This is a genomic window from Streptomyces sp. NPDC102514 (genome assembly GCF_055584525.1).
Genome location: NZ_JBVJLW010000013.1, coordinates 250344 through 269472, shown reverse-complemented (window position 1 = coordinate 269472; position 19129 = coordinate 250344). Strand labels below are relative to the sequence as shown.

At 67.4% G+C, this 19129-nt stretch carries 18 protein-coding genes; 7 read left to right on the top strand and 11 right to left on the bottom strand.

The features are described from left to right. Nucleotides 1–62: 62 nt before the first annotated feature. On the top strand, nucleotides 63–1898 hold the full coding sequence (locus ACZ60E_RS30350; protein WP_469444559.1) for a serine/threonine-protein kinase: 1836 nt from the start codon (nucleotides 63–65) through the stop codon (nucleotides 1896–1898). A 77-nt stretch (nucleotides 1899–1975) separates the two neighbouring features. On the opposite strand, the gene ACZ60E_RS30345 is transcribed toward ACZ60E_RS30350, so the two are convergent. Further along, the gene (locus tag ACZ60E_RS30345; RefSeq protein WP_469444557.1) at nucleotides 1976–6592 is read right to left on the bottom strand and encodes an FtsK/SpoIIIE domain-containing protein; all 4617 of its coding nucleotides are present in this window, start codon (nucleotides 6590–6592) and stop codon (nucleotides 1976–1978) included. Between the two features lie 272 nt (nucleotides 6593–6864). Here ACZ60E_RS30345 and ACZ60E_RS30340 point away from each other — a divergent pair, with 272 nt between their 5' ends. The 6 genes from ACZ60E_RS30340 to ACZ60E_RS30315 all read left to right on the top strand — a co-directional run bounded on the left by ACZ60E_RS30340 (nucleotide 6865) and on the right by ACZ60E_RS30315 (nucleotide 10999). Next, a complete protein-coding gene (locus tag ACZ60E_RS30340) occupies nucleotides 6865–7170 on the top strand; it encodes a WXG100 family type VII secretion target (RefSeq protein WP_210881912.1) in 306 nt (101 codons plus the stop codon). 150 nt (nucleotides 7171–7320) lie between these two features. Continuing rightward, nucleotides 7321–7638: a hypothetical protein gene (locus ACZ60E_RS30335; protein WP_469444554.1), complete on the top strand. Its 318-nt coding sequence runs from the start codon at nucleotides 7321–7323 to the stop codon at nucleotides 7636–7638. A 53-nt stretch (nucleotides 7639–7691) separates the two neighbouring features. Then, on the top strand, nucleotides 7692–9008 hold the full coding sequence (locus ACZ60E_RS30330) for a hypothetical protein (protein ID WP_469444552.1): 1317 nt from the start codon (nucleotides 7692–7694) through the stop codon (nucleotides 9006–9008). A gap of 16 nt (nucleotides 9009–9024) precedes the next feature. Next, a complete protein-coding gene (locus ACZ60E_RS30325) occupies nucleotides 9025–9648 on the top strand; it encodes a hypothetical protein (protein ID WP_469444550.1) in 624 nt (207 codons plus the stop codon). Next, nucleotides 9641–10240 carry a hypothetical protein gene (locus ACZ60E_RS30320; RefSeq protein WP_469444548.1) on the top strand — a complete coding sequence of 200 codons (600 nt, stop codon included), beginning with the start codon at nucleotides 9641–9643 and terminating at the stop codon, nucleotides 10238–10240. Before ACZ60E_RS30325 ends, ACZ60E_RS30320 begins: the two co-directional genes overlap by 8 nt. 180 nt (nucleotides 10241–10420) lie before the next feature. Next, the gene (locus tag ACZ60E_RS30315; RefSeq protein ID WP_469444546.1) at nucleotides 10421–10999 is read left to right on the top strand and encodes a hypothetical protein; all 579 of its coding nucleotides are present in this window, start codon (nucleotides 10421–10423) and stop codon (nucleotides 10997–10999) included. Here ACZ60E_RS30315 and ACZ60E_RS30310 read toward each other — a convergent pair. The 10 genes from ACZ60E_RS30310 to ACZ60E_RS30265 all read right to left on the bottom strand — a co-directional run bounded on the left by ACZ60E_RS30310 (nucleotide 10982) and on the right by ACZ60E_RS30265 (nucleotide 19125). After that, a complete protein-coding gene (locus tag ACZ60E_RS30310) occupies nucleotides 10982–11596 on the bottom strand; it encodes a hypothetical protein (protein ID WP_469444544.1) in 615 nt (204 codons plus the stop codon). The two genes, ACZ60E_RS30315 and ACZ60E_RS30310, sit on opposite strands and share 18 nt — an antisense overlap. Before the next feature lie 6 nt (nucleotides 11597–11602). Continuing rightward, nucleotides 11603–12991 (bottom strand): hypothetical protein, encoded by a 1389-nt coding sequence (locus ACZ60E_RS30305; RefSeq protein ID WP_469444542.1) that lies wholly within the window; start codon nucleotides 12989–12991, stop codon nucleotides 11603–11605. Further along, entirely contained in the window at nucleotides 12988–13290 is a 303-nt protein-coding gene (locus tag ACZ60E_RS30300) for a hypothetical protein (RefSeq protein WP_384806101.1), read from the bottom strand. Before ACZ60E_RS30300 ends, ACZ60E_RS30305 begins: the two co-directional genes overlap by 4 nt. A 35-nt stretch (nucleotides 13291–13325) precedes the next feature. Further along, the gene (locus tag ACZ60E_RS30295; RefSeq protein ID WP_469444541.1) at nucleotides 13326–14021 is read right to left on the bottom strand and encodes a hypothetical protein; all 696 of its coding nucleotides are present in this window, start codon (nucleotides 14019–14021) and stop codon (nucleotides 13326–13328) included. A gap of 72 nt (nucleotides 14022–14093) precedes the next feature. After that, nucleotides 14094–14702: a hypothetical protein gene (locus tag ACZ60E_RS30290; RefSeq protein WP_469444539.1), complete on the bottom strand. Its 609-nt coding sequence runs from the start codon at nucleotides 14700–14702 to the stop codon at nucleotides 14094–14096. 46 nt (nucleotides 14703–14748) lie between these two features. Continuing rightward, nucleotides 14749–15639 carry a hypothetical protein gene (locus ACZ60E_RS30285; RefSeq protein ID WP_469444537.1) on the bottom strand — a complete coding sequence of 297 codons (891 nt, stop codon included), beginning with the start codon at nucleotides 15637–15639 and terminating at the stop codon, nucleotides 14749–14751. 124 nt (nucleotides 15640–15763) lie between these two features. Then, nucleotides 15764–16504, bottom strand: coding sequence for a hypothetical protein (locus ACZ60E_RS30280; RefSeq protein ID WP_469444535.1), 741 nt, complete (start codon nucleotides 16502–16504; stop codon nucleotides 15764–15766). Nucleotides 16505–16543: 39 nt separating this feature from the next. Further along, the gene (locus ACZ60E_RS30275; protein ID WP_469444533.1) at nucleotides 16544–17458 is read right to left on the bottom strand and encodes a hypothetical protein; all 915 of its coding nucleotides are present in this window, start codon (nucleotides 17456–17458) and stop codon (nucleotides 16544–16546) included. A gap of 84 nt (nucleotides 17459–17542) precedes the next feature. Next, nucleotides 17543–18823 carry a WXG100 family type VII secretion target gene (locus ACZ60E_RS30270; RefSeq protein ID WP_469444531.1) on the bottom strand — a complete coding sequence of 427 codons (1281 nt, stop codon included), beginning with the start codon at nucleotides 18821–18823 and terminating at the stop codon, nucleotides 17543–17545. Between the two features lie 2 nt (nucleotides 18824–18825). Then, entirely contained in the window at nucleotides 18826–19125 is a 300-nt protein-coding gene (locus tag ACZ60E_RS30265) for a hypothetical protein (RefSeq protein ID WP_453791415.1), read from the bottom strand. Nucleotides 19126–19129: the final 4 nt, after the last annotated feature.

Here is a 19129-nt window from a genome sequence, read left to right as displayed (position 1 = left end):
GTCTGCGGGTCCGCGGGTCTACGGGCCTGCGGGTCCACGGGGGACGGGGGAGGTGCGGGCGCATGAGGCCGCTCGAAGTCGACGAACCCACGGTGGTGGGGCCCTACCGGCTGCTCGGCCGGCTCGGCTCCGGCGGGATGGGCCGCGTCTACCTGGGCCGCAGCGCGGGCGGCCGTACCGTCGCGGTCAAGATCGTGCACCCGCACTTCGCGCTCGACGAGGAGTTCCGCGCCCGGTTCCGCCGCGAGGTGGAGGCGGCACGGCGGGTGGGCGGCGCGTACACGGCCCCGGTCCTCGACGCCGACCCGGACGCCCGGGTCCCGTGGGTGGCGACCGGCTATGCCGCAGGCCCCACGCTGACCGCCGCGGTCACCGACACGGGCGCCCTCGCGGACCACTCCGTACGCGTCCTGGGCGCCGGGCTCGCCGAGGCGCTGACCGCCGTGTACGGCCTGGGCCTGGTCCACCGCGACGTCAAACCGTCGAACGTGCTGCTGACCCTCGACGGCCCCCTCCTCATCGACTTCGGCATCGCCCGCGCGACCGACGGCACGGCGTCCCTCACCTCGACGGGCGTCTCCATCGGCTCGCCCGGCTACATGTCGCCCGAGCAGATCCTCGGCAAGGGCGTCACCGGCGCGGCCGACGTCTTCTCGCTCGGCGCGGTACTGGCGTACGCGGCGACGGGCTCGTCCCCGTTTCCCGGCGACTCCTCGGCCGCCCTGCTCTACAAGGTCGTCCACGAGGAACCCGAACTGGGCGCGCTCACCGGCGAGTTGCGGGAGGTGGTCGCCGGCTGCCTCGCCAAGGACCCGGCCGCGCGCCCGTCCCCGGCGGACCTCGCGACCGCACTGGCCCCGGAGGGCGCGGCCCGGCTGGTGGCGGCGGGCTGGCTGCCGGGCCCCCTGGTGGAACAGGTCAGCCGCAGCGCCGTACGCCTGCTGAACCTGGAGGTCGCGGACGGGGCGGCGGAGGCGGCGCCGTCGGGGGTGGTGGACTTCAGCAGCCCTTCGGTGGACAACCCTTCGGCGGCCGGTCCTGCGGCCGGTCCTTCGGGGGCGGGTGCGGCGGGGGAGGGAGGGGCGCCCGGGGTCTTCGGCCCGCCCGACCCCTCGTACGTGTCCTACTCCCCCTCTTCCTCCCCCTCCCCGTACTCGCCCTACGCTCCGGGCGCCCACAACGGGCCGCACACGCCGTACCCGGGCGCCCCCACGTACGTACCGGAACCGCGGGACGCCGACGGTCCGCCCGCTTCTGCCGCCCCCGCCTCCGCCGCGGGGAAGGTGTCCGTCAGTGTGGCGGCGACCTCCGTGCCGGGTGCGGGCGGCCGTGGACGCAGGCTGAGCTGCACGGTCGCGCTCGCGGTGGCCGGGGCGCTGGCGGCGGTGACGTTCGGCTCGGTGTTCGTGTTCGACCTGCTGCCGGGCACCGGCTCGGACGACAGCAGCGACGCGGGGCCCGCCGGGACACCGCCCGCGGCCAGCGCCGGCCCCTCGGCCGGGAGCAGCGCCACCCCGAGCACCGGCCCCACGGGCGGTGAGGACAGCGCGATACCCGCGTCGTACCTCGGCACCTGGGAGGGCGACGGCTTCGCCCTCGGCGGCAAACTCCCCATGGGCACCTTCCGGGTGACGGTCGGCCAGGCCGAGCAGGGCGAACGGCTCGGCACGTTCCGCCAGACCGACCTCATCGGCGGCACCTGCGACACCGACCTGTACCTCAAGAAGGTGACGGCCGGACAGCTGATCGCCACGAGCGTGGCCAAGCCGTCCACCACGTCCGAGTGCACGACGGGCCGCCACGAGGTCCGCCTGATCCCGGTCGGCGACGACCTGCGCTACGAGACGGACAACGCGGACGCGGGGGATCCGGTGGCTCGGATGTCGAAGGTGGGATAGCGGGCGGCCGGTGACGGCAGTGGGCCGGAGGGACGTCCTGTGCGACACCCCTCCGGCCCACTGCCGTTCGCGGTCGTCTACAGCGGCACGGTGACCGTGATCGTCTCGCCGTTGCCCAGGTGCAGCATGCCCTTGCCGGGGGTGACCGGACCGCCGACCATGCTGCGGGTCGTACGGATGCCGATCAGTTCACCGGCGCCGGAGTCCTGCGGGGAGAGGAGCAGGCCCCGGCGGCCCTTCTTGGCCTCGACCTGCCAGCCGGAGAAGCCGCTGCACACCTCCTCCTCGTCACCGCCGATGACCAGGGCGAGGCCGCGGTCGGCGCCGCGCTGGACGAGCCGCTTCAGCTCGCGCTCGCAGTCGGCGTCCTCCAGGACCTCGCCGTCGTCGACGATGAGCACGACGGGCTCCTCCGGGCTCGCCGACTCGATCGCCTCGTTGAAGTCGTCGCTCTCGATGTCGTCGTCGGTGAAGACCTTCAACACGCCGTCCTGGCCGTCGAGTTCACGCAGCGGCGACGGGCGCGGGGCCGCGATGACGAGGCGTACGCCCTGGAGGAGGTACGAGCGGGCGAGGTTCAGCAGGGCCGTGCTGCGGCCGGACTTCGCCGGGCCCGCGACGACGAACGTCGGCACGCCCTGCGAGAGGTCCGGCCCGAACGCCATGATGTCGTCGCCGCCGATCCCCGCCAGACCCCACAGCCTGGACTGGGCGACCGCGGGATCCCGCATCTCCCAGGCCTCGGTGAAACCGATCCTGGAGGGCAGCGAGTCCACCCTGAACGGCCGTCGCGCACGCGGCACTTCGGCGTCCCGGGCGGCAGCCGCCTCACCGATCGTGGCGAGCGCCGCGGCCTGACCCTGACCGCTCACGTCGTCGGAGAGCAGCGCGAACTGCGTCTCGATCGCCGACTCGTTCTTGAAGCCGCGGCCGGGCGGGATCTCCTCCGGCACCTTGCGCGCGTTGATGCCGAGCATCGTGAAGTCGGAACGGTCGGCGAGCCGCAGGCCGTACTTCTCCTCGGTGAGCGAGGCCATCCGGCCGAGCAGCACCTGCCGGTCACCGGTGACGACGAGGTGCATGCCGACGCTCGCGCCCTCGCGCATCAGCGTCTGCAACTCGTCGGTCAGCTCACCGTGGTTGTACTCGCCGAGCGTCGGCAGCCAGCCCTCCCACCGGTCGAGCAGGACGACGACGTGCGGCAGCCGCTCCTCCTCGGTGACGGACGCCCGCTGCTCGCCGATGTCGGCGAACCCCTTGTCGGACAGCAGATCCTGACGGCGGGTCAGCTCACCCTTGAGGCGGGTGACCAGCCGTACGGCCCGTTCGGTCTGGTTACGGGCGACGACGGCCCCGCAGTGCGGCAGCCGGGTCAGGGCGTTGAGGGCGCCGTTGCCGCAGTCGATGCCGTACAGGTGCACGTCCGACGAGGAGTGCGTACGGGCGATCGAGCCGGCCAGGGTCCGCAGGATCTGCGAACGGCCGCTGCGGGGCGCGCCGCCCACGATGAGATGCCCGAAGGAGGAGAAGTCGACGACGACAGGACGGCGGGCCTGGTCGGCGGGGATGTCCTCGACGCCGTACGGAGCCGGAGGCAGCCTGCCCGGTGCGAGAGCCGCGGCGGCGGGCACCTCGACCTCGTCGAGCAGCAGCGTCTCGGAGAGCGCGGGCAGCCAGGGACTGTGCTGCGAGGGGATGCCGAGCGAGCGGTTGGCGTCCCGGACGGCGTCGACGAGGACCTTGAGGTCGGTGATCTCCTCTTCCTCCCGCGCCTCGACCCTGGGCTTGACCAGTGCGGCCCGTCCCAGGTCCGCCCACTCCAGCGGGCCCGCCCAGGGTGCGAGGAGCCGGGGGTCGGTGGCTCCGGGCCGCCGACCGCCGACGCGTCCCGACTGGAACGGCACGAGTGAGGCGTGTCCGAGCCGGACGTACGCGCGGCCGGGCGTGTTCTTGGAGATGTGCCCGGCCTCGGGGGAGTCGATGACGTCGCTCGACTCGCCGCCGTCCGTGACGCGCAGCGCGATACGGAGGTTGGTGTTGGCCCGGATCTCGGGCGACACGACACCGCTCGGCCGCTGGGTGGCGAGCAGCAGGTGGATGCCGAGCGAACGGCCCCGCTGGGCGATGTTGACGAGTCCCGTCACGAAGTCGGGCAGGTCACGGACCATCGAGGCGAACTCGTCGATGACGATGAGCAGTCGCGGCAGCGGCCGGTGGGACGGCTCACGGCGTACGAGGTCCTGGTAGTCCTCGATGTCCTTGGCGTCGGCGGCGGCCAGGATGTGCTCGCGGCGGTGCAGTTCGGCGCCCAGGGACTCCAGGGCCCGCTCGACGAGGTGGGCGTCGAGGTCGGTGACCATGCCGACGGTGTGCGGCAGGTTGACGCAGTCCTTGAAGGCCGCGCCGCCCTTGTAGTCGACGAGGACGAACGTCATGTTCTCCGGCGTGTTGGCCACGGCCAGTGCCGCCACGATGGTCTGCAGCAGCTCCGACTTTCCGGAACCGGTCGTTCCGGCGATCAGGCCGTGCGGCCCGTCCCGCCGGATGTCGATGCCGAAGGGCCCGTCGTACGACTCACCGACGACGGCCATCGTCGACTGCCCGCCCATGCGCCAGCGCGCGGCGACCGCGTCGCTCGTCGGCGGCTCCAGCTGGAGGACGTCGAGCAGCCGGCTGGAGCCGGGCAGCGCCGAGTCCTCCGTCTCGCCGCTGATGTCCCGGATGGGGGACAGCGCGCGGGAGAGACGCGCGCACCAGGCGGACGACACGAAGTCCGGCCGTACGTTCCTGACCCGGGCGGTGCCCGTCTGCTCGACGCGCAGCCGCAGTTCGAGCGGCTTCTCCTCGCCCTCCTGCCGGTCGTCGGCCTCGGCGGTGTGCCAGGCCTGGAAGGAGGGGAAGCCGTTGGAGCCGGCCTGGTAGCCGAGGCCGGGCGGGGTGGCCGGGGCCGCCCCGGGGGCGTTGCGCGCCTGCGGCTTCTCCTTCTCCCTGGGCTTCGGTTCGGCGATGACGATGGCCTGGCACTCGCCGGGCAGGAACCGCTCCTCCGCGTCCAGGCAGATCGCGTACATGCTGACGGCGGGGCCCTCGCGCAGCAGCCGTACGACGCCGGGCATGGAGCGCAGACGCCGGGAGCCGTCCCAGACGACGACGATGTCCGGGTCGGTGAAGTTGGTCTGGCGGCCGTTCTCCTTGGCCGCCTTCTGGCGGGCGTCGAGGAGCTGGGTCAGCTCGCCGATCCGGGCGCCGACGGTCTCGGCGTCCGTACCGATCAGGACGTTGGTGTCCTGGGCGCCGGAGGGCCGGGAGTGCGGCAGCCACCGGACCCAGTCCCAGCTGGCCTGGGCGCCGTTCTCGGTGAGGACGTAGAACTGGACGTCGAGGGGGCTGTGCAGCACGGCGCCCTGCGCGACGATCCACCGCCCGATCGCCTGCGCCGAGTCGCCGGGGCCCGCGATGCCGACGACGCCGCGTTCGCGCAGCGGTACGGCGACGGGGGCGTCCTCGATCTTCCAGGTGACCTCGCGCTTGTGGTCGTCCTGCTCGGGGTCGTCGAGCACGACCTCGGAGGGCAGCTGTCCCGTGCCGACCCTGAGGAGCAGATGGTCGGCGTCGGTGCGGCGCCGCTCCCACAGCCGGGTGCGCGGGCCGGTGCTCAGCGACAGTACGGAGGCCGGGTCGGGCACGGCCTGCCGCCGGTCGAGGCGCTCGTCGAGGAGGGCGTCCTGGGCGTCCTTCTCGATCCGCTCCTTGTGCTCCTTGTACTCCTTGACCTGCTTCGCATGGGACTTGCGCCCGTGCTTCTTGTCCATGAAGTAGTTGCCGAACAGGATGACCGGGCTCAGCAGCGCCATGATCAGGTAGTACCAGCGCCCGAAGATCATCACGGCCACGACGGCGCCGACCAGCGGGGTCACCGCCATCAGCCAGGGCAGCGGCCTGGCCTCGAAGTCACGTGGTTTCGCCGGCAGCTTGAACCGGGTCTGCCGCTCGGGGGGCTGGAGCCGGGGCGGCCGGTTGTAGTCGAGGCCGGTGCCGTCCTCCGACCACTTCAGGGCGGCGTTTGGCGGGGAGTAGCGGTCGAGCTCGAAGAGGGTGTTGCCGACGGCGATCTGCGCGCCGAGAGGCCACTCGGCCTTGGTCTTCCCGTCCTTCTCCTCAAGGGGCTCACCGTCGAGGGTGACGTTCCCCTTGTCCTCCCCGTGGAGGGCGACCTGGCAGGTTCCGTCCGTTGCAACTGACAACGTGAGCGCTCGCGCGGCCAGCTCGGGGTCGTCGACGCGGACGTAGGAGGCGGGGCCGCTGCCGATGTCGTAGCGCCCGATACCGAGCCGGTGCACGGCGCCCGCGGCGGGCCCGCTCGCCACGCGCAGTTCGACGAGCCCGGTCGGCTCGCCGGGCAGACAGCCGGCGGGGTCGTACAGACTGACGACGGCGCCTTCGCGCAGCGCGGAGGTCCCGACGGTGGCGCCCGGGTCGACGGGGTGGCCGTCGACGTAGACGACCGGGGAGCCGCCGCCCGGGGGCACCCCGTGCTGCTGGCCGATGGGGATGATCTGGGCCCCGCCGCTGTGGCCGACGTGTGCGGCCAGCTCCTTCGCTATGTCCCCCATGGAGGACTCAGGATCCGCGTCGAGCACCACGTCGGCGCCGGCGCCGCCGAGCGGATCGACGACGGTCAGAGTCAGGCGCACGATCGTCCTCCCGTATACCCCTGCTGTCAGCTCGGGGCTGCCGTTTACCGCCCCGTGCACTGACCCGTTCACTGACCGGAGACGATATCCGCTCCACCCTTCCCACAGGCAACGGAGTATGTGCCGGTTCCCTGCAGGCTCTTGAAGGAACCGGGGTGTGCTGCTGCAAGCGTCCTGCGTAAGCTGCATGCTCAGCGGACGATCGCATCATCCGCAACGGGAGCCACGGGGGTTGGCCCTGCGGCAAGTCGAGTTGTTTCGGAGGACGCCACATGGCCGGCGGCAAAGATGCAGATATCACATATGACGAGATGCACAAGGCGGCTACCAAGCTGACCGACGCCAAGGACAAGATCGACGAGAAGCTCGACGCCCTTGAGCGCTACATCCAGGGCCTCGTCAAGGACGGCTACACCACCCGCAAGGGCTCGCAGGCCTTCGAGGACTCCTTCACGGAGTTCAAGAAGGGCGCGAAGGACACGATCGACGGCCTGACGGGCATGTCCAAGTTCCTGACGAGCGCCGCGAAGGCGTACCAGGACCTGGATGACGAGCTGGCCAAGGGTGTCAAGGGCTGAGGCTGCCTTTTGGGTGGTTTGCTGCCTTCAGGTGGCTGGGACTGCCCGGTGATCGTGTGAACTGGTGCGGTGGGGCGCAACATTGCCCTGCTGCACCAGTTTGCGTTGGCGACGATTCGTTGACGGCAGGACGCGAAGCAGGGGGTGGCTGTGGCTGAACACACGCGGATCGAAGACCTTGAGGTAATTCGCGGCATGGGCCGAGGGCTCGGCAGCATCAAGAAGTCATTCGACGGCCTTGAGGATCTCAAGGGAAAACATGACGAAGATTTCGGGGCGAACGACCTCAAGGAAAAGTTCGAAGATTTCGTCGACAACTGGAAGCTCAGCCGAAAAGAGCTGACGGAAGAGATCGACGCACTGTCCCAGATCGCGAAGGCCGCAGCAGAAGCGTACGAGGCCATCGACCAACAGTTGGCGGATGCGATTCGCGGCGCAGGGGAACCGAAGAAGACCAAGCGGGGGTAGCGAAGATGAGTGGGCGACCGCGCGATTGGCATCCTTTGGCGGATGCCGACCCTGTGCCCGGTGACCCGGATCAGCTCGTGGGGCTCGGAAAGAAGCTGCGGAAGACGGCGGACGAGCTCGGTCGGCAGGTCAGAAACCTCAAAGCGATCTCGAAGGTCGACTCCTGGGATTCCGATGCCGGAAAGGAATTTCGCAAAAAGGCCGAGGGCAGTCAAGGGAAACTGGAGGCCGCCTACAAGAGGTACGACGCGGCGGCCGTCGCAATCGGTTCCACCATCCACGAGGTGGGTGGGGGCTATCAGGACCAGTTGCATACCCCGTCGACGAACTATGCATCCGATCTGAATCGAGCGCAGAAAATCGCCGATTCGGCGTTGAAGGAAGCGCGAGAGGCGGATGAGAGGAGGAGTGCGACCCGGAAGAGTATCGACGGTCTCTCGGGAAGCAACGTAAAAGAGGAAAAGGAAAAGCTGGAAGGCAAGCTGGATCTGGCGTCCGGAGAAATCGAGGCGGCGCGAGAGAAGGTCGAGTCTGCGAAACGAATTCGAGATGATGCGGCAAGAAAAGCTCGTGAGGCCATCGATGGCATCATCTCTCACGATTCTTTGAAGGATGGCTATTGGGACAGCTTCCTTGATGAAGTGAACAACTGGTCGGCGAAAATTGCAACGGCTTGTGGTATCGCTGCCATGCTTGTGGGCTGGATTCCGATCATCGGGCAGGCGCTTGCCGGGGTCCTGGGGACGATTGCCATGACTGCGAGCCTTATCGGGCTCGTCTGCACGGTGATTCAATTTGCCAGAGGTGACGCGGACTGGATGGACCTTGGGGTTGCCGCTCTCGGGTTTCTCGCGGCAGGTATCGGTAAGGCCTTCAGCAAGTATGCCGGAAAGTATCTCGCCAAGACGCTGCCCAGACTTCAGAGAGCCGTCAGCAGGCCAGGAGCGCGTGCAGCGGGAAATATCGCCAAGCGAGACAGGCAGAAGCTGAACCGACTTGCCGGACAGAGATCAAGCCTCACTGCCAGGGAAAAACTCAAGGCATTCGGAGAGCCTTTCAAGGATCATCTTCTCTCGCCGTCCGGACTCAAGGACTCTTGGAGCAACCTCAAGGTTGTAGGAAGGCCTGAGTCGTGGAGAGGCATGAGACAGACTTTCGGAGCGCAAGGAGGGTTCAAATCTTTCACGTTCCTGGATTCCGGAGTGGCCGCTGAGGTGAACGCGGCAAAAATTGCCGCGAAGGAGCTTCCAGAGATCTCTGCCATCAACAAAATCTCCAGTAAGGCAAGTGCTATTTCTCTGACTGGATCCGTGATCACTGTCGGTGGCCTTGCGGCCGACCCGGAAATCAACCCCCTACTGCCCGGCTGAGAGCTGAGAGGCGTACATGAGTAGCGACGACCTTGAGTACAGGTATTCACTTGACCTTGCGCCGGGCTGGGTGGACCTTACTCTGCCCGATGGATCCAAGGCGACAGCCCAGAAATTGGCTGCTGCTCGGGTTGCTCAGTTCAATCCGTTGAGTCTTGCTGTTCAGAAGACGTCGCTGGTCGACAGTATGGCTCGCGTGGCGATGAAGGCCCACGAGAGCGGCGCGGTCGTAGCGGGGACTTACTATACGGACTCGGGGATCAGTATCGCCGATCTGGAACTCGCCGTCTTCGGTGACGACGGGGTGCAGCCCACGCCCGGGGATATTCAGCCCATGCTTCTCGAATGGGAAAACATGGAGGTGGTCGGCGATTCGGACGTGCGTTACCTGGATCTGTCGGCCGGGCCCGCGGTGCGGGTGCAAGCGGCCATGAAGGAGAAAAAGCTGTTCGGGCGAGGCCGGTTGTCCGAGTTCATCAGGTACGCCGTGTGCCCTGCAGTCAATGACGACGTGGTGTTGGTGACGGTTCGATGGGCGACGGTCCAGTATTCCGAGGAACTCGCGCACATGGTGGACGGCATGATTGATTCGCTGAGCATCGCACCGGTTCAGTCCGACGGGGAAGATTTCCATGCCTGACGCAATCGAATGGGAATCCCCTCCCAAGGACTATGGTCTGATCGTCCCGGACGGCTGGTTCAAAATTCGGTTGGAGCCTGAACTCCGAGATCAGGGCATCGTTGCCCTTGCTGATCAGCAGTTCCGCGGTGTGGACAATGCTCCGCACGTCAAGGAGCGGGTGATGCGCGATCTGCAGAAGCAGGCGAAGGCCGCATTCCGGCGCGGCGGAATCGAGCTGTTCATTTCGACCTTGACGGTGGGGGACGTCCCTCTGGCCTCCTCGCTTCTGGTTTCCATTTCCCCGCCTGGTTCCTGGCCTCTCAACGCGACCGTTCATCAGCTGGCGGAATACCTGGAGGCGCCCGTCAAACACGTCACGCTGGTCGACCTGCCGGTAGCAGGGAAGGCCGCACGGGAAAGGTACCGGGAGGATCCCGACCCTGAGATGCAGATGGGTAACACCTTGCCCACCACAACCGTCGCCTTTCATATCCCCATTCCTGCCACCCGTAATGTGCTCAGCATGACCTTCTCGACGCCTGTCGATCCTTTGGCCGACCAGATGGTGGAGCTGTTCGACGTGGTGGCGGAAACCCTGCACTGGATCTGACGTCAAGAGGATGTACAGGGAGCACAGTTCTGTTGCTGCGCTGACCAAGGGGATCCAAGTCCGTCCGTCGACTGTTGGGCGGCCAATATCGGCAGCGACGTCGCTGCCGCCGACGACCCTGCCTCATGGTCGCCCCGGCCAGCTATCCTCGTCCGGACCCCGCGAGGAATGGGAGAGTCCATGTCTGTCGGATCAGGGGCCGGGAAACCCCGGGCACAGAGCCCCGGGCGTTCGGTCGCGGGGAACATCGCCTTCGGCGCCGGGCTGCTGCTCGTGCTGGCGGTCATGACGCTCGGTGGCTACGCCGGTGTCGCCGTGGCCACCGGTCTGGCGGACGACTCGTTCCTGTCGTCGGCGGTGCCGGAGGACGGACGCAACGCCCTGGTCGTCGGCGGTATCGGCGCGGGCGGGCTGGCGGGCCTGCTGGTGCCGCTGACCCTGTTCGCCGCGGTCCGGGGGACCGAGGAGAAGCCCAGGATCGGACCCGGCGAGGCCCTGCTGAAGGTCCTCGGCACCCTTGTCGTCGGTGTCTACCTGCTGCTCGTCTCCTTCGTCGTGGCGCAGCTCGGCCGGCTCCTGCCCGAGGGAGCGACCACTCTGGTGAGCGTCTTCGTCGTCGGTTTCAGCTGGATGCCGTTGGCGCTCGTGCCGTGGGAGCGGTTCGGGCTCGGCGGCGTACAGGGACTGCTGGGCACTTCGCAGGGCGCTACCCGCGGCCGGGCGCGCGGGCAGGATGACGGTTCAGACGAGTCGGACTGACTCCGCCAACTCGTCGGCCATCCTGCCCAGTTCCTCACCCAGCCCCAGGGCCCCCCAGAGCAGCCGGCACTCCAGCGCGGTGGGATGCGCCCGCGGCAGGACGTAGTGCGCCACTCCCTCCAGTACCGAGCCGCTGCCGGCGTCGGGATCCGTGGGCTCCAGACGGTGCACCCGCAGCGCGGCCCCCAGCGGCAGTTCGACCTCCGTGATCTCCGGCGGCCGGAAGAACGGCCCCTCGGCGTTCTCGGCCTCCGCGCGCAGCACGTCCAGGCGCAGCGATCCGGCGGGGATGCCCGCCAGTTCCCGTACGCAGTAGAACGCGGCCACGCCGCCGTCCTGAGGTGCGAGAAGCGCGGCGCAGAGGGCTTTCTGGCGGGCGGCGACGTCGTGGTACCAGAGCACGTCCTGAGTGAACGCCGTACGCAGGTCGTCGGGTACGTCCGCCGCGAAGTGCCCGTCGGCCGCGGACCGGGCCCACTCGCCGGGGCGTGGGGCGGCGAGGTCCAGTACGAGCCAGTTGTGCGCGGCGGGCAGCGTGACGCGGCACTGCTGCCAGTCGGCCGCCGAGGTGTCCGCGGCCGTGTCTGCGGTGGGCATCAGTGGCTACCTTCCCGCCAGTGAGGCATCGGGTCCGGTCACGTCGATGTCGTCGCCCCCGAAGAGACCGAGGAAGCTCTTGGTGTCGGAGGTCGCCCCCGTTCCGGTCGCCCCGAGCGCCCACGAGTTGTACTGCATGGCCTGCTTGAACGCGTCGGGCGTACCGATGATGCTCAGGTCAGACGGGTCGATGTTCTTGATCCGGGAGAGCTCGTCGACCATTCCCGGACCCACGTACATACTGGCCAGGCCGCGGGCGCCGCCCGCGCGCCAGGCGTCACGGACCGCGGAGACGTTGTCGCCGACCTTGAGCAGGTCCCGCCAGTTGCCCCGGATCGTGCCGAGGTCGTCGGCGAAGGAGGTGCCGAGGCCCCTGAAGGCGGCTCCCAGGCCCACGTTGGGCGCGGCGGCCGACGCGGTCGCTCCGGCGCGCGCACCGACCATCTCGACGACCAGAGCGCGCCGCGCGGCTGCGTTGAGACCTGGATTCCAGCCGCGTACGTACTGGGCCGCCGCGGTCCACACACGGCTGCGGCCGGCCGTGGCGGCGAGCTTGGCACCGGCGGAGAAGACCCGGCCGATGCCGAAGGTCGCCAGGCCCAGGACGTCCATGGCGACGTCGCCCCACGATCCGTCGCCGTTGATGGCGAGGAGCAGATGACAGACGAGGGAGATGGCGGTCGCGATCAGTGCGATGGTGCCCAGGACACCGGCGATCGCCTGCCCGATGATCGGGATCCAGCCGACCAGGAGCGCCACCAGCCCGCAGACGGCCGCGACGGCTCCCGCGATGTCGGCGACGATCTTCAGGGTGTCGCGCAGCTCGTCCAGCCAGGAGTCGTTGAGGTCGTCCCCCTCGGTGATCTGGTGGATGCGTTTGGCGGCGGTGTTGCCCGCCGTGTTGTGACGGGTCTTGAGCGGGGCGAGTTTGTCCCGCAGACCGTCGAGGTCGCCCTGCAGATCCGTCACCGCGCTGTCGAGCTTCTTCTGCCCGGCCTTGTCGGTGTCCTCGGGTGGGGTGTCGGCCTTCGATTTGGCGGTCGTGAGGTCGCCGCTCTTCGTCTCGGCCTGTCCGAGGAGTCGGTCCGCGTCCTCCTGGATCTCCTCAAGCTCTGTGTGGTACTCCTTCAGCGCGATACCGGCTTCCTCGTACCGTTTGTGCGCCTTGCTCACGGTCTTCGCGGTGTCGTCGGCCTTCTCGGCGAACTCCCGGCCCGCCTTGGAGTCCCAGCTCTTCTGGTCGCCGAGGCGGCGCAGCGCGGCGGCGGAGTCCGAGATCGTCTTCGCGGTGGCGGTGAAGCGTCTGGCGAGCGCCTTGAGGTCGTCCACGTCGCCGGGCACCGGGTCCTCGCCCTCGCCCAGTACCTCCCAGCGGTGGTCGGCGGGGCGCGTCACTTCTTGTCCTTGCCGATGAGGGCTTTGTAGAGCTGATCGTCGATCTCGGTGTACGCCTCGCCCGCCGTCTTGGCCACCTCGCCGAGCCCCTTGATCTCCTCGATCATCTTCTCGCGGTTGTCGTTCCAGCCGTCGGAGAACTCCTGCAGCCGCTCCTGCAGCAACTTGTGGCCGACCGTCCGCCGGTCGTAGGAGTCCATGAGCTTGTCGAGCCCCTCGAACTCCGTGGCCACCGTGCGCAGTCCCACGCCCGCCGTGTGCAGATCGTCCGTGGACACTCTGAGCCGCTCGTCGCCCATCCCTGTTACCCCCGTACTCCATGAGCTTTCAGTGCTTACCGTGCCGCTGGTGTTTCCTGAGCTTCCTGGGGCTTTTTCTGCCAGCGCAGGGTACCGGCGACCGCGTCGAAGAGCTCTGTCATCGCGTCCGCGATCGGCTCCAGCGGAGTGCTGAACGTCAGCATCAGGACCTCGTCCCGGTCCGGTACGGGGACGAAGTACTCCACGACGGTGTCCTCGAACTCGGAGCCGAGCCGCCGGGTCTCCCGGGTCCGTTCCGTACGCCGTCGACGGACCGCCCGTCCTGCGGCGGGCAGTTGTACGTGGGAGGTGTCGCCCTTGCCGGACAGCGCCGAGACCGTGTCGAGGGCGTCGAACCGCCGCTGCAGGCGCGAGATCAACAGGGAGGCCGAAAGCGGAATCCCCGCCGCCTCCAGGAACGACAGGTAGAGCACCACTCCGCCCTGCTCGACGCCTGCCTCGGCCGCACCCAGCAGCTGCTCCTGCGCCTGCCGGCGGAGCACCGGCTGGTCGTCCACGCCCGCGAACTGCCTCTTGACCAGGGCGCTCACGGACGCGTCCCGACGGTCCTCGGGCCGGAGCGGAATGCGATACCAGTCCTCGGGCGTGATGAGCCCGAAGACGTTCTCACTCTCGACGGCCTCGGTGCCGTCGTTGCTCCCGGGATTTTCTGCGCTCTCGGGGCTTACGGGGCTCTCGGCACTCCGGCTGGACGGCGGGGTCTGCTGCATGCCGACCGACGCTAGCCGTGGGGGGCGTGTTTTCGCCACAGCGAACTTTTCCGCGAGCAATCCCATAACTGCTCAATTCGGACTGGCGGGGCTGGATTCACCGCTTCGCGTGCGCCGCCCGTCGAGGACCATGGCCACGGTGATCCACAGCGCGGCCGTGACGACCGTCGCCACGAACCCGACCGCCCACAGCCAGGGCTGGGTACGGAAGGTCCAACTGGCCGGACCTGAGGGCCCGCGGCCCCAGTTGCCCGTGTCCTGGGCGACGAAGATCAACGAGATGAGCTGCAGCATCGCGGCCCCGCACGCGAAAGCCAGCAGCGTGCGACCGATCGAGCGGGCGGTGTGAGCCTTCCAGAACTTCCTGTTCAGCGGAGAGAGGGCCTTGACGAAGAGCATCAGCACGCAGGGCACGAGCGCCCCCATGAACACCGCGAAGCCGTACGTGCCGCCCGGCCATTCGTCGGCCGCCCACTTCCACGTGTCGTCGCCCCAGTAATCACTCGAAAGGGCGAGCAGGACGAACACGGCGATAAGGGAAAGGAGCGCGAGGCAGCCGAACAGGGTGTTGCCTTTGCCGGAGCCCTTGTCTTCGCGTGCTGGCCCCCTGCCGGGGCGGTGTTCGTAGCGAAGAGAGGGGGCGGCGGCTCTGCGTCTGCGGGGTTTGGCGGATCCTGCCATCTTGTTGCCCCTGTGCATTGAGTGTGGTGGAGAAGCATCTGGAGGCTTACAAGTCACCGGGCGCCGGTTCCGCCGACTCTCCTGCGGAATCCATCAGGATCGTAGACGTACTGAATACACCTCTTCCGGCTTTGGAAGGCGTTGGGACTTCGACGAGGACGATTCCGCTGGGCAGCCTGATGTACACGGGCGGGTGTGCGGTGCCGCGCAGGTGTGCGACGAATCGCGAGACCCGCTGGCGTTGTGCCTCTGTCAGAGCGCTTTCAGGGAGCGCTTCCATTTTTCCGCTGAGGATTCCGGCGAGTTTCTCGGCGCTTGTCGGGTTGCCGGTGAAGAGGCGGATCCAGGACTCGTCGGCGAAGGTGATGCGTACATCCGCGTTGATCTCGCTGAACGTCATCTGCCGGGCCGCGGTGACGGATTCCCGCGGAAACGCGCCCAGCGCCTCGGCTCCGTCAGAAGCGCCGCTTCGGATGCCGAGGAAGTGCAGTCGCCTGCTGGTAAGAACGAGATGTGTGCTGTAGCCGTCCGGACGGCGGCCGGGGTCCAGCTGCCACGGCACCGTACGTGCGAGGGCGCCGGGGGCTGCCCACAGCACGGGGAAGTCATGGACCTCGTTCTCAGGTTCCTCCGGTTCTCCTTGCGCGGATACGCCGCCGAAAGGAGAACCCATGGCTCCACCGATGTTGGCTACGAGGTTCGCAATGACAGGGATGACGCCGAGAAAGCCACAGCCGGTACGCCGGGCGGCTCGGGCGCCCGCCGTGCGGGGGGTGATGAGAGGGCCGGCGGGCCAGCCCGTCAGCTCATTCTGGATATCGTTGCGTTCGGTGTCCCGGAACCATCTGCTGCCGGACACCGCGGGCGCCACACCACTGGCGAACTTGACGGGGATACAGAAAAGAAGGTCTTCGTCGGGGGCGACATGCCAGTCCATCAGTGCGTCTCTCCTGCGTTGTCCCACAGTTCCGTGGACGAATTGTTGGAAATCTCGGGAAGGCGCTCGACAGAGACTGCGACGTGACTGAATCGGGTGGTGACGAGATCTACTACCTCACCGCTCAGCCTGCTTCAACCGTGCTCCCCGGCAAATCCGCGAGCGGATCCGTGAAGGATACTGTCCGAAGCACGGCCCCCATCAGGTCGCAGAACTCCGCCCAGTAGTCCGTGGACGCCGTGTGGAGTGTGAAGACCGCAGTGAAGGGACCTGTGGGGAAAGGGACATGGACCTGGATCTGTCCCGTGAGGAGGTCCACCGGATCTCCACTCTCTGTGAGTTCCGGCTTGATCTTGTACTCGCGCAGAGTTACGCAGGACACAGCAGGTCCACACGGCAGGTCGAGCCAACGGGCGTCGTTGTGCGGGTCACCGGAGAGAATCGCGAGAATGCCCTGGGCCACGACATCGGTGTCGTCACCGTCCTGGTCCGTGGGTACTGCCGCGACAGTGAGGGCACACTGGGCGACACCGGCCGAGCCCTCGTGTCGGATCACCTCGGCGCCCGGCTCTTCGCTGCCTTCCTCAACCGTGGAGAACAAGCCCATCGCCGAGTACGAGATCCCTGTGCCGGCCATGAGTTCGGCCATCGCCGCATAGTAGGGAGCGGCGGGCTCCCAGATGTTCTCGTCGCCGCGGGAATAGAGCTCCCGAACGAAGGAATGGGAGAGTTCGGCCCGTTCTTCGGGAGTGGCGGCGAGGGGGAGGGCGAAAAAACCTTCCGGTGCCAGGAACCAGATGGGAGGGGGTTCCTGGGTGACGGAAGTACTGGGAAGGGTGTCGGCGGGGCCGGTGGGATGGGTCATACGGGGCGAGGCCGTTCTGTTCAAGTACGCAGGTGAGGGTCAGAAGTCTTCCGGGTGGTATTCCTCGGGATTCAGTTTCTTGCCGTCGGAATCCATGCTGAGAGAGCGACTGCCCGCGCCGAAGAAGGAACTGAGCTCGCTGGGCACCAGAGCCTCAGCCCTGAAGTGACCACAGGGCCGACGAGTCACCACGGGCATCCCGATGTCCGGTGCATGGGCAGTTGCCAAGAACTCCTCGACAGCGCTGCGCTGAGCTGATGTCAGGGATTCCAGCGGGATCACTTCGAGCGGGTGGCGGAGATACCGAGTGAGTCTGTCCCGCTGAAAACTGCTCAGCCTGCACCACGAGGCGTCCGTGAAAGTGATCTTTACATCCACCCCGTCCTTGAAGTCCCGGTGCTCCACCCCGCTGATCGCGGACAGAGGTGTCTCCCAGAGGACTTCGTCCTCAATGATTTTTTCGTTCTTCTTCAGGCAGGGAAGGCCCACGACGACCAGTCGGCGGTCGGTGACAATCGCGTGCGTCCGGTAGTGCTTCTCGTCCGATCGGCCAGGATCCAGCTGCCAGGGCAATGTTCGGGCCGTCGTGCCGAAAGCGGCCCACATCACCGGAAAGTCCTCGACCTCGTTCTCCTGGTCGTCCGGCGTGTCCTTTCCGGCGTCGGGGCCGGAGCTGCCGCCGACGTTTCCGCCGGCGGAGCTGAGCACTGCCATGACGGCGACACCCAGAGCTGTTGCGGCGCCCTTGATGCCGATACGCCCGATCGACTCGCCCGTTGAGCGGGGCACGTACACCGGACCCTCTGGCCAACCGGGCAACTCGCCCTGGATGTCATTGCGGTCGGTGTCGCGGAACCAGCGCATGCCTTTGACGCGCGTGGCCGCACCGGAGGCAAAGGTGACCGAAGAGCGACTGAGGATTTTCTCATCCGGTTTTGGCTGCCAGACGTTCATACTCGTACGTGCCCTCTCACCTGGCTTGCTCGACGAATCTGGGTTCGCCGTCCTGTGGCCCACTCTGCCATCGACTGCGGGGGCTCATCCGCCCGAGGCCGATTTCTCGAACTGGTCACCTGGGAAGAGAGCCTCGCCGACATGCTGATGGATACTTGTGACCTTGGGCAAGATCTTCGCTCCGGCATCGATCGCGATTCCGGCGCCCAGCGGATTGATCGCTACTCCGGGCAGCAGGTTGAGTCCCTTGGAACCGAGCCACTGCCCCTCGTGATAGCCCGCGGCGGCAAGGCCTCCCATACGTGATTTCAAACCGCTGGTCGCATGTTCGACTTTCCATACGTCGCCGGACTCGCCGCCGATCTTGATCAGACCGGCTTTGCCGAGACCGTTCTCAAGGCCCCGCGAGTTCTTGCCGAAGGCCATCAGGATGCGCGAGCTGCCGATTTCAGTGTATTGAAATCCCTTGCCGAGAGCGCTGGCAGCTTCCGCGGCTTTGGCGCCACCGACCACTTTGATGCCCTTGCTGAACATGCCGATACCCGGCATCATCCCCACCGCGTCGAGCCCCATTTGCATCCAGCCCACATCTGCACCGCCCCACTTGGCCAACCCGTGGGCCGCCAGCGCGAGGCCGCTCGCGATGAGTGCCGCAGTACCGAAGATCGCCGCGAGCGGAGGGAAGGGAAGCGTGATGATGGCGAGCAGTCCCAGAACCGCGCTCAGATCGCTCAGTAGGTCGCCGATCAGTTTGATCATGTCGGCGTGGTCCTTGACCCACTGACCGGTGGCGTCCCAAGCGTCGGCGACCCCCTTGGTGAGCTTGTCCCAGAAGCCGGGCTCGTCCGGGGCGATGTCGCCCGCCTTGTCGAGTTCCTTGCTGATGGCGCCGGCGGCCCGCTTGTAGCGGTCCTCCAGGTCGTGGACCTTGCCCGTGACTTCGTCGACCGCGCCGGAGGCCTTGCCCAGTTCTTCGCTGCCCTTGCCGTCGCTCTTCGCGTCGGCCTTCTGCTGGGCCGTCTCGCGTGCTTCCAGCTTCTCGCCGGCCGACTTCTCCAGGCGGTTCGCCTCGTCCTGGAAGTCCTGGAGTTCGTTCGCCCACCGGTGCAGGGCGCGCGAGGCCTTGTCGAAGGAGTCGTGGCTCTTGCTGATGAGCGGGGTGACGTCCTGGCCGACGTACTCGGTGAAGGCGACCGCGGTCTTGCCCTTCCAGGCACCCGCCTCGATCCGCTCCAGCTCTCGGAGAGTCGTGCTCAGATCACTGGCCAGGCCCCCGAGCTTCTTCGCGAGGTCCCGGGTGTCGTCGACGTCTCCCGGCGTCGGATCCCAGCCTATGTGGGGGAAGGCGGGTCGCTTGCCGGCCACGTCTACTTGTCCTTCGTCTTCGTCTTGAGGGACTCGGCGAGGTCGTGGTCGAGCTTGCCGAACTCCTCGCCGATCTTGTTGATCATCTTCACGGCACCCTGCGTGTGCTTGCCGAGCTGCTTGATGCCGTAGCCCCAGTCGTCGGCGAACTCGTGTACGTCCTCGATGAGTCCGCCCTCGCCGACCGAGGAGCCGTCGGCCCCGCGGAGCGTGCGGCGCGCGCTGTCCATCCGGTCGCTGATCGTCGAGAAGGTCTTCTTCAGATCCTCGAAGACGGTGTCCTCAAGGCGCAGGTCACTCATGGGT

Bases quoted from the DNA above. Each gene is read 5' to 3' on its own strand.
- ACZ60E_RS30310 (WP_469444544.1), bottom strand. From the start codon at position 11,596: ATGCCCACCGCAGACACGGCCGCGGACACCTCGGCGGCCGACTGGCAG.
- ACZ60E_RS30340 (WP_210881912.1), top strand. From the start codon at position 6,865: ATGGCCGGCGGCAAAGATGCAGATATCACATATGACGAGATGCACAAG.
- ACZ60E_RS30315 (WP_469444546.1), top strand. From the start codon at position 10,421: ATGTCTGTCGGATCAGGGGCCGGGAAACCCCGGGCACAGAGCCCCGGG.
- ACZ60E_RS30265 (WP_453791415.1), bottom strand. From the start codon at position 19,125: ATGAGTGACCTGCGCCTTGAGGACACCGTCTTCGAGGATCTGAAGAAG.
- ACZ60E_RS30295 (WP_469444541.1), bottom strand. From the start codon at position 14,021: ATGCAGCAGACCCCGCCGTCCAGCCGGAGTGCCGAGAGCCCCGTAAGC.
- ACZ60E_RS30280 (WP_469444535.1), bottom strand. From the start codon at position 16,504: ATGACCCATCCCACCGGCCCCGCCGACACCCTTCCCAGTACTTCCGTC.
- ACZ60E_RS30325 (WP_469444550.1), top strand. From the start codon at position 9,025: ATGAGTAGCGACGACCTTGAGTACAGGTATTCACTTGACCTTGCGCCG.
- ACZ60E_RS30290 (WP_469444539.1), bottom strand. From the start codon at position 14,702: ATGGCAGGATCCGCCAAACCCCGCAGACGCAGAGCCGCCGCCCCCTCT.
- ACZ60E_RS30300 (WP_384806101.1), bottom strand. From the start codon at position 13,290: ATGGGCGACGAGCGGCTCAGAGTGTCCACGGACGATCTGCACACGGCG.
- ACZ60E_RS30320 (WP_469444548.1), top strand. From the start codon at position 9,641: ATGCCTGACGCAATCGAATGGGAATCCCCTCCCAAGGACTATGGTCTG.
- ACZ60E_RS30285 (WP_469444537.1), bottom strand. From the start codon at position 15,639: ATGGACTGGCATGTCGCCCCCGACGAAGACCTTCTTTTCTGTATCCCC.
- ACZ60E_RS30275 (WP_469444533.1), bottom strand. From the start codon at position 17,458: ATGAACGTCTGGCAGCCAAAACCGGATGAGAAAATCCTCAGTCGCTCT.
- ACZ60E_RS30350 (WP_469444559.1), top strand. From the start codon at position 63: ATGAGGCCGCTCGAAGTCGACGAACCCACGGTGGTGGGGCCCTACCGG.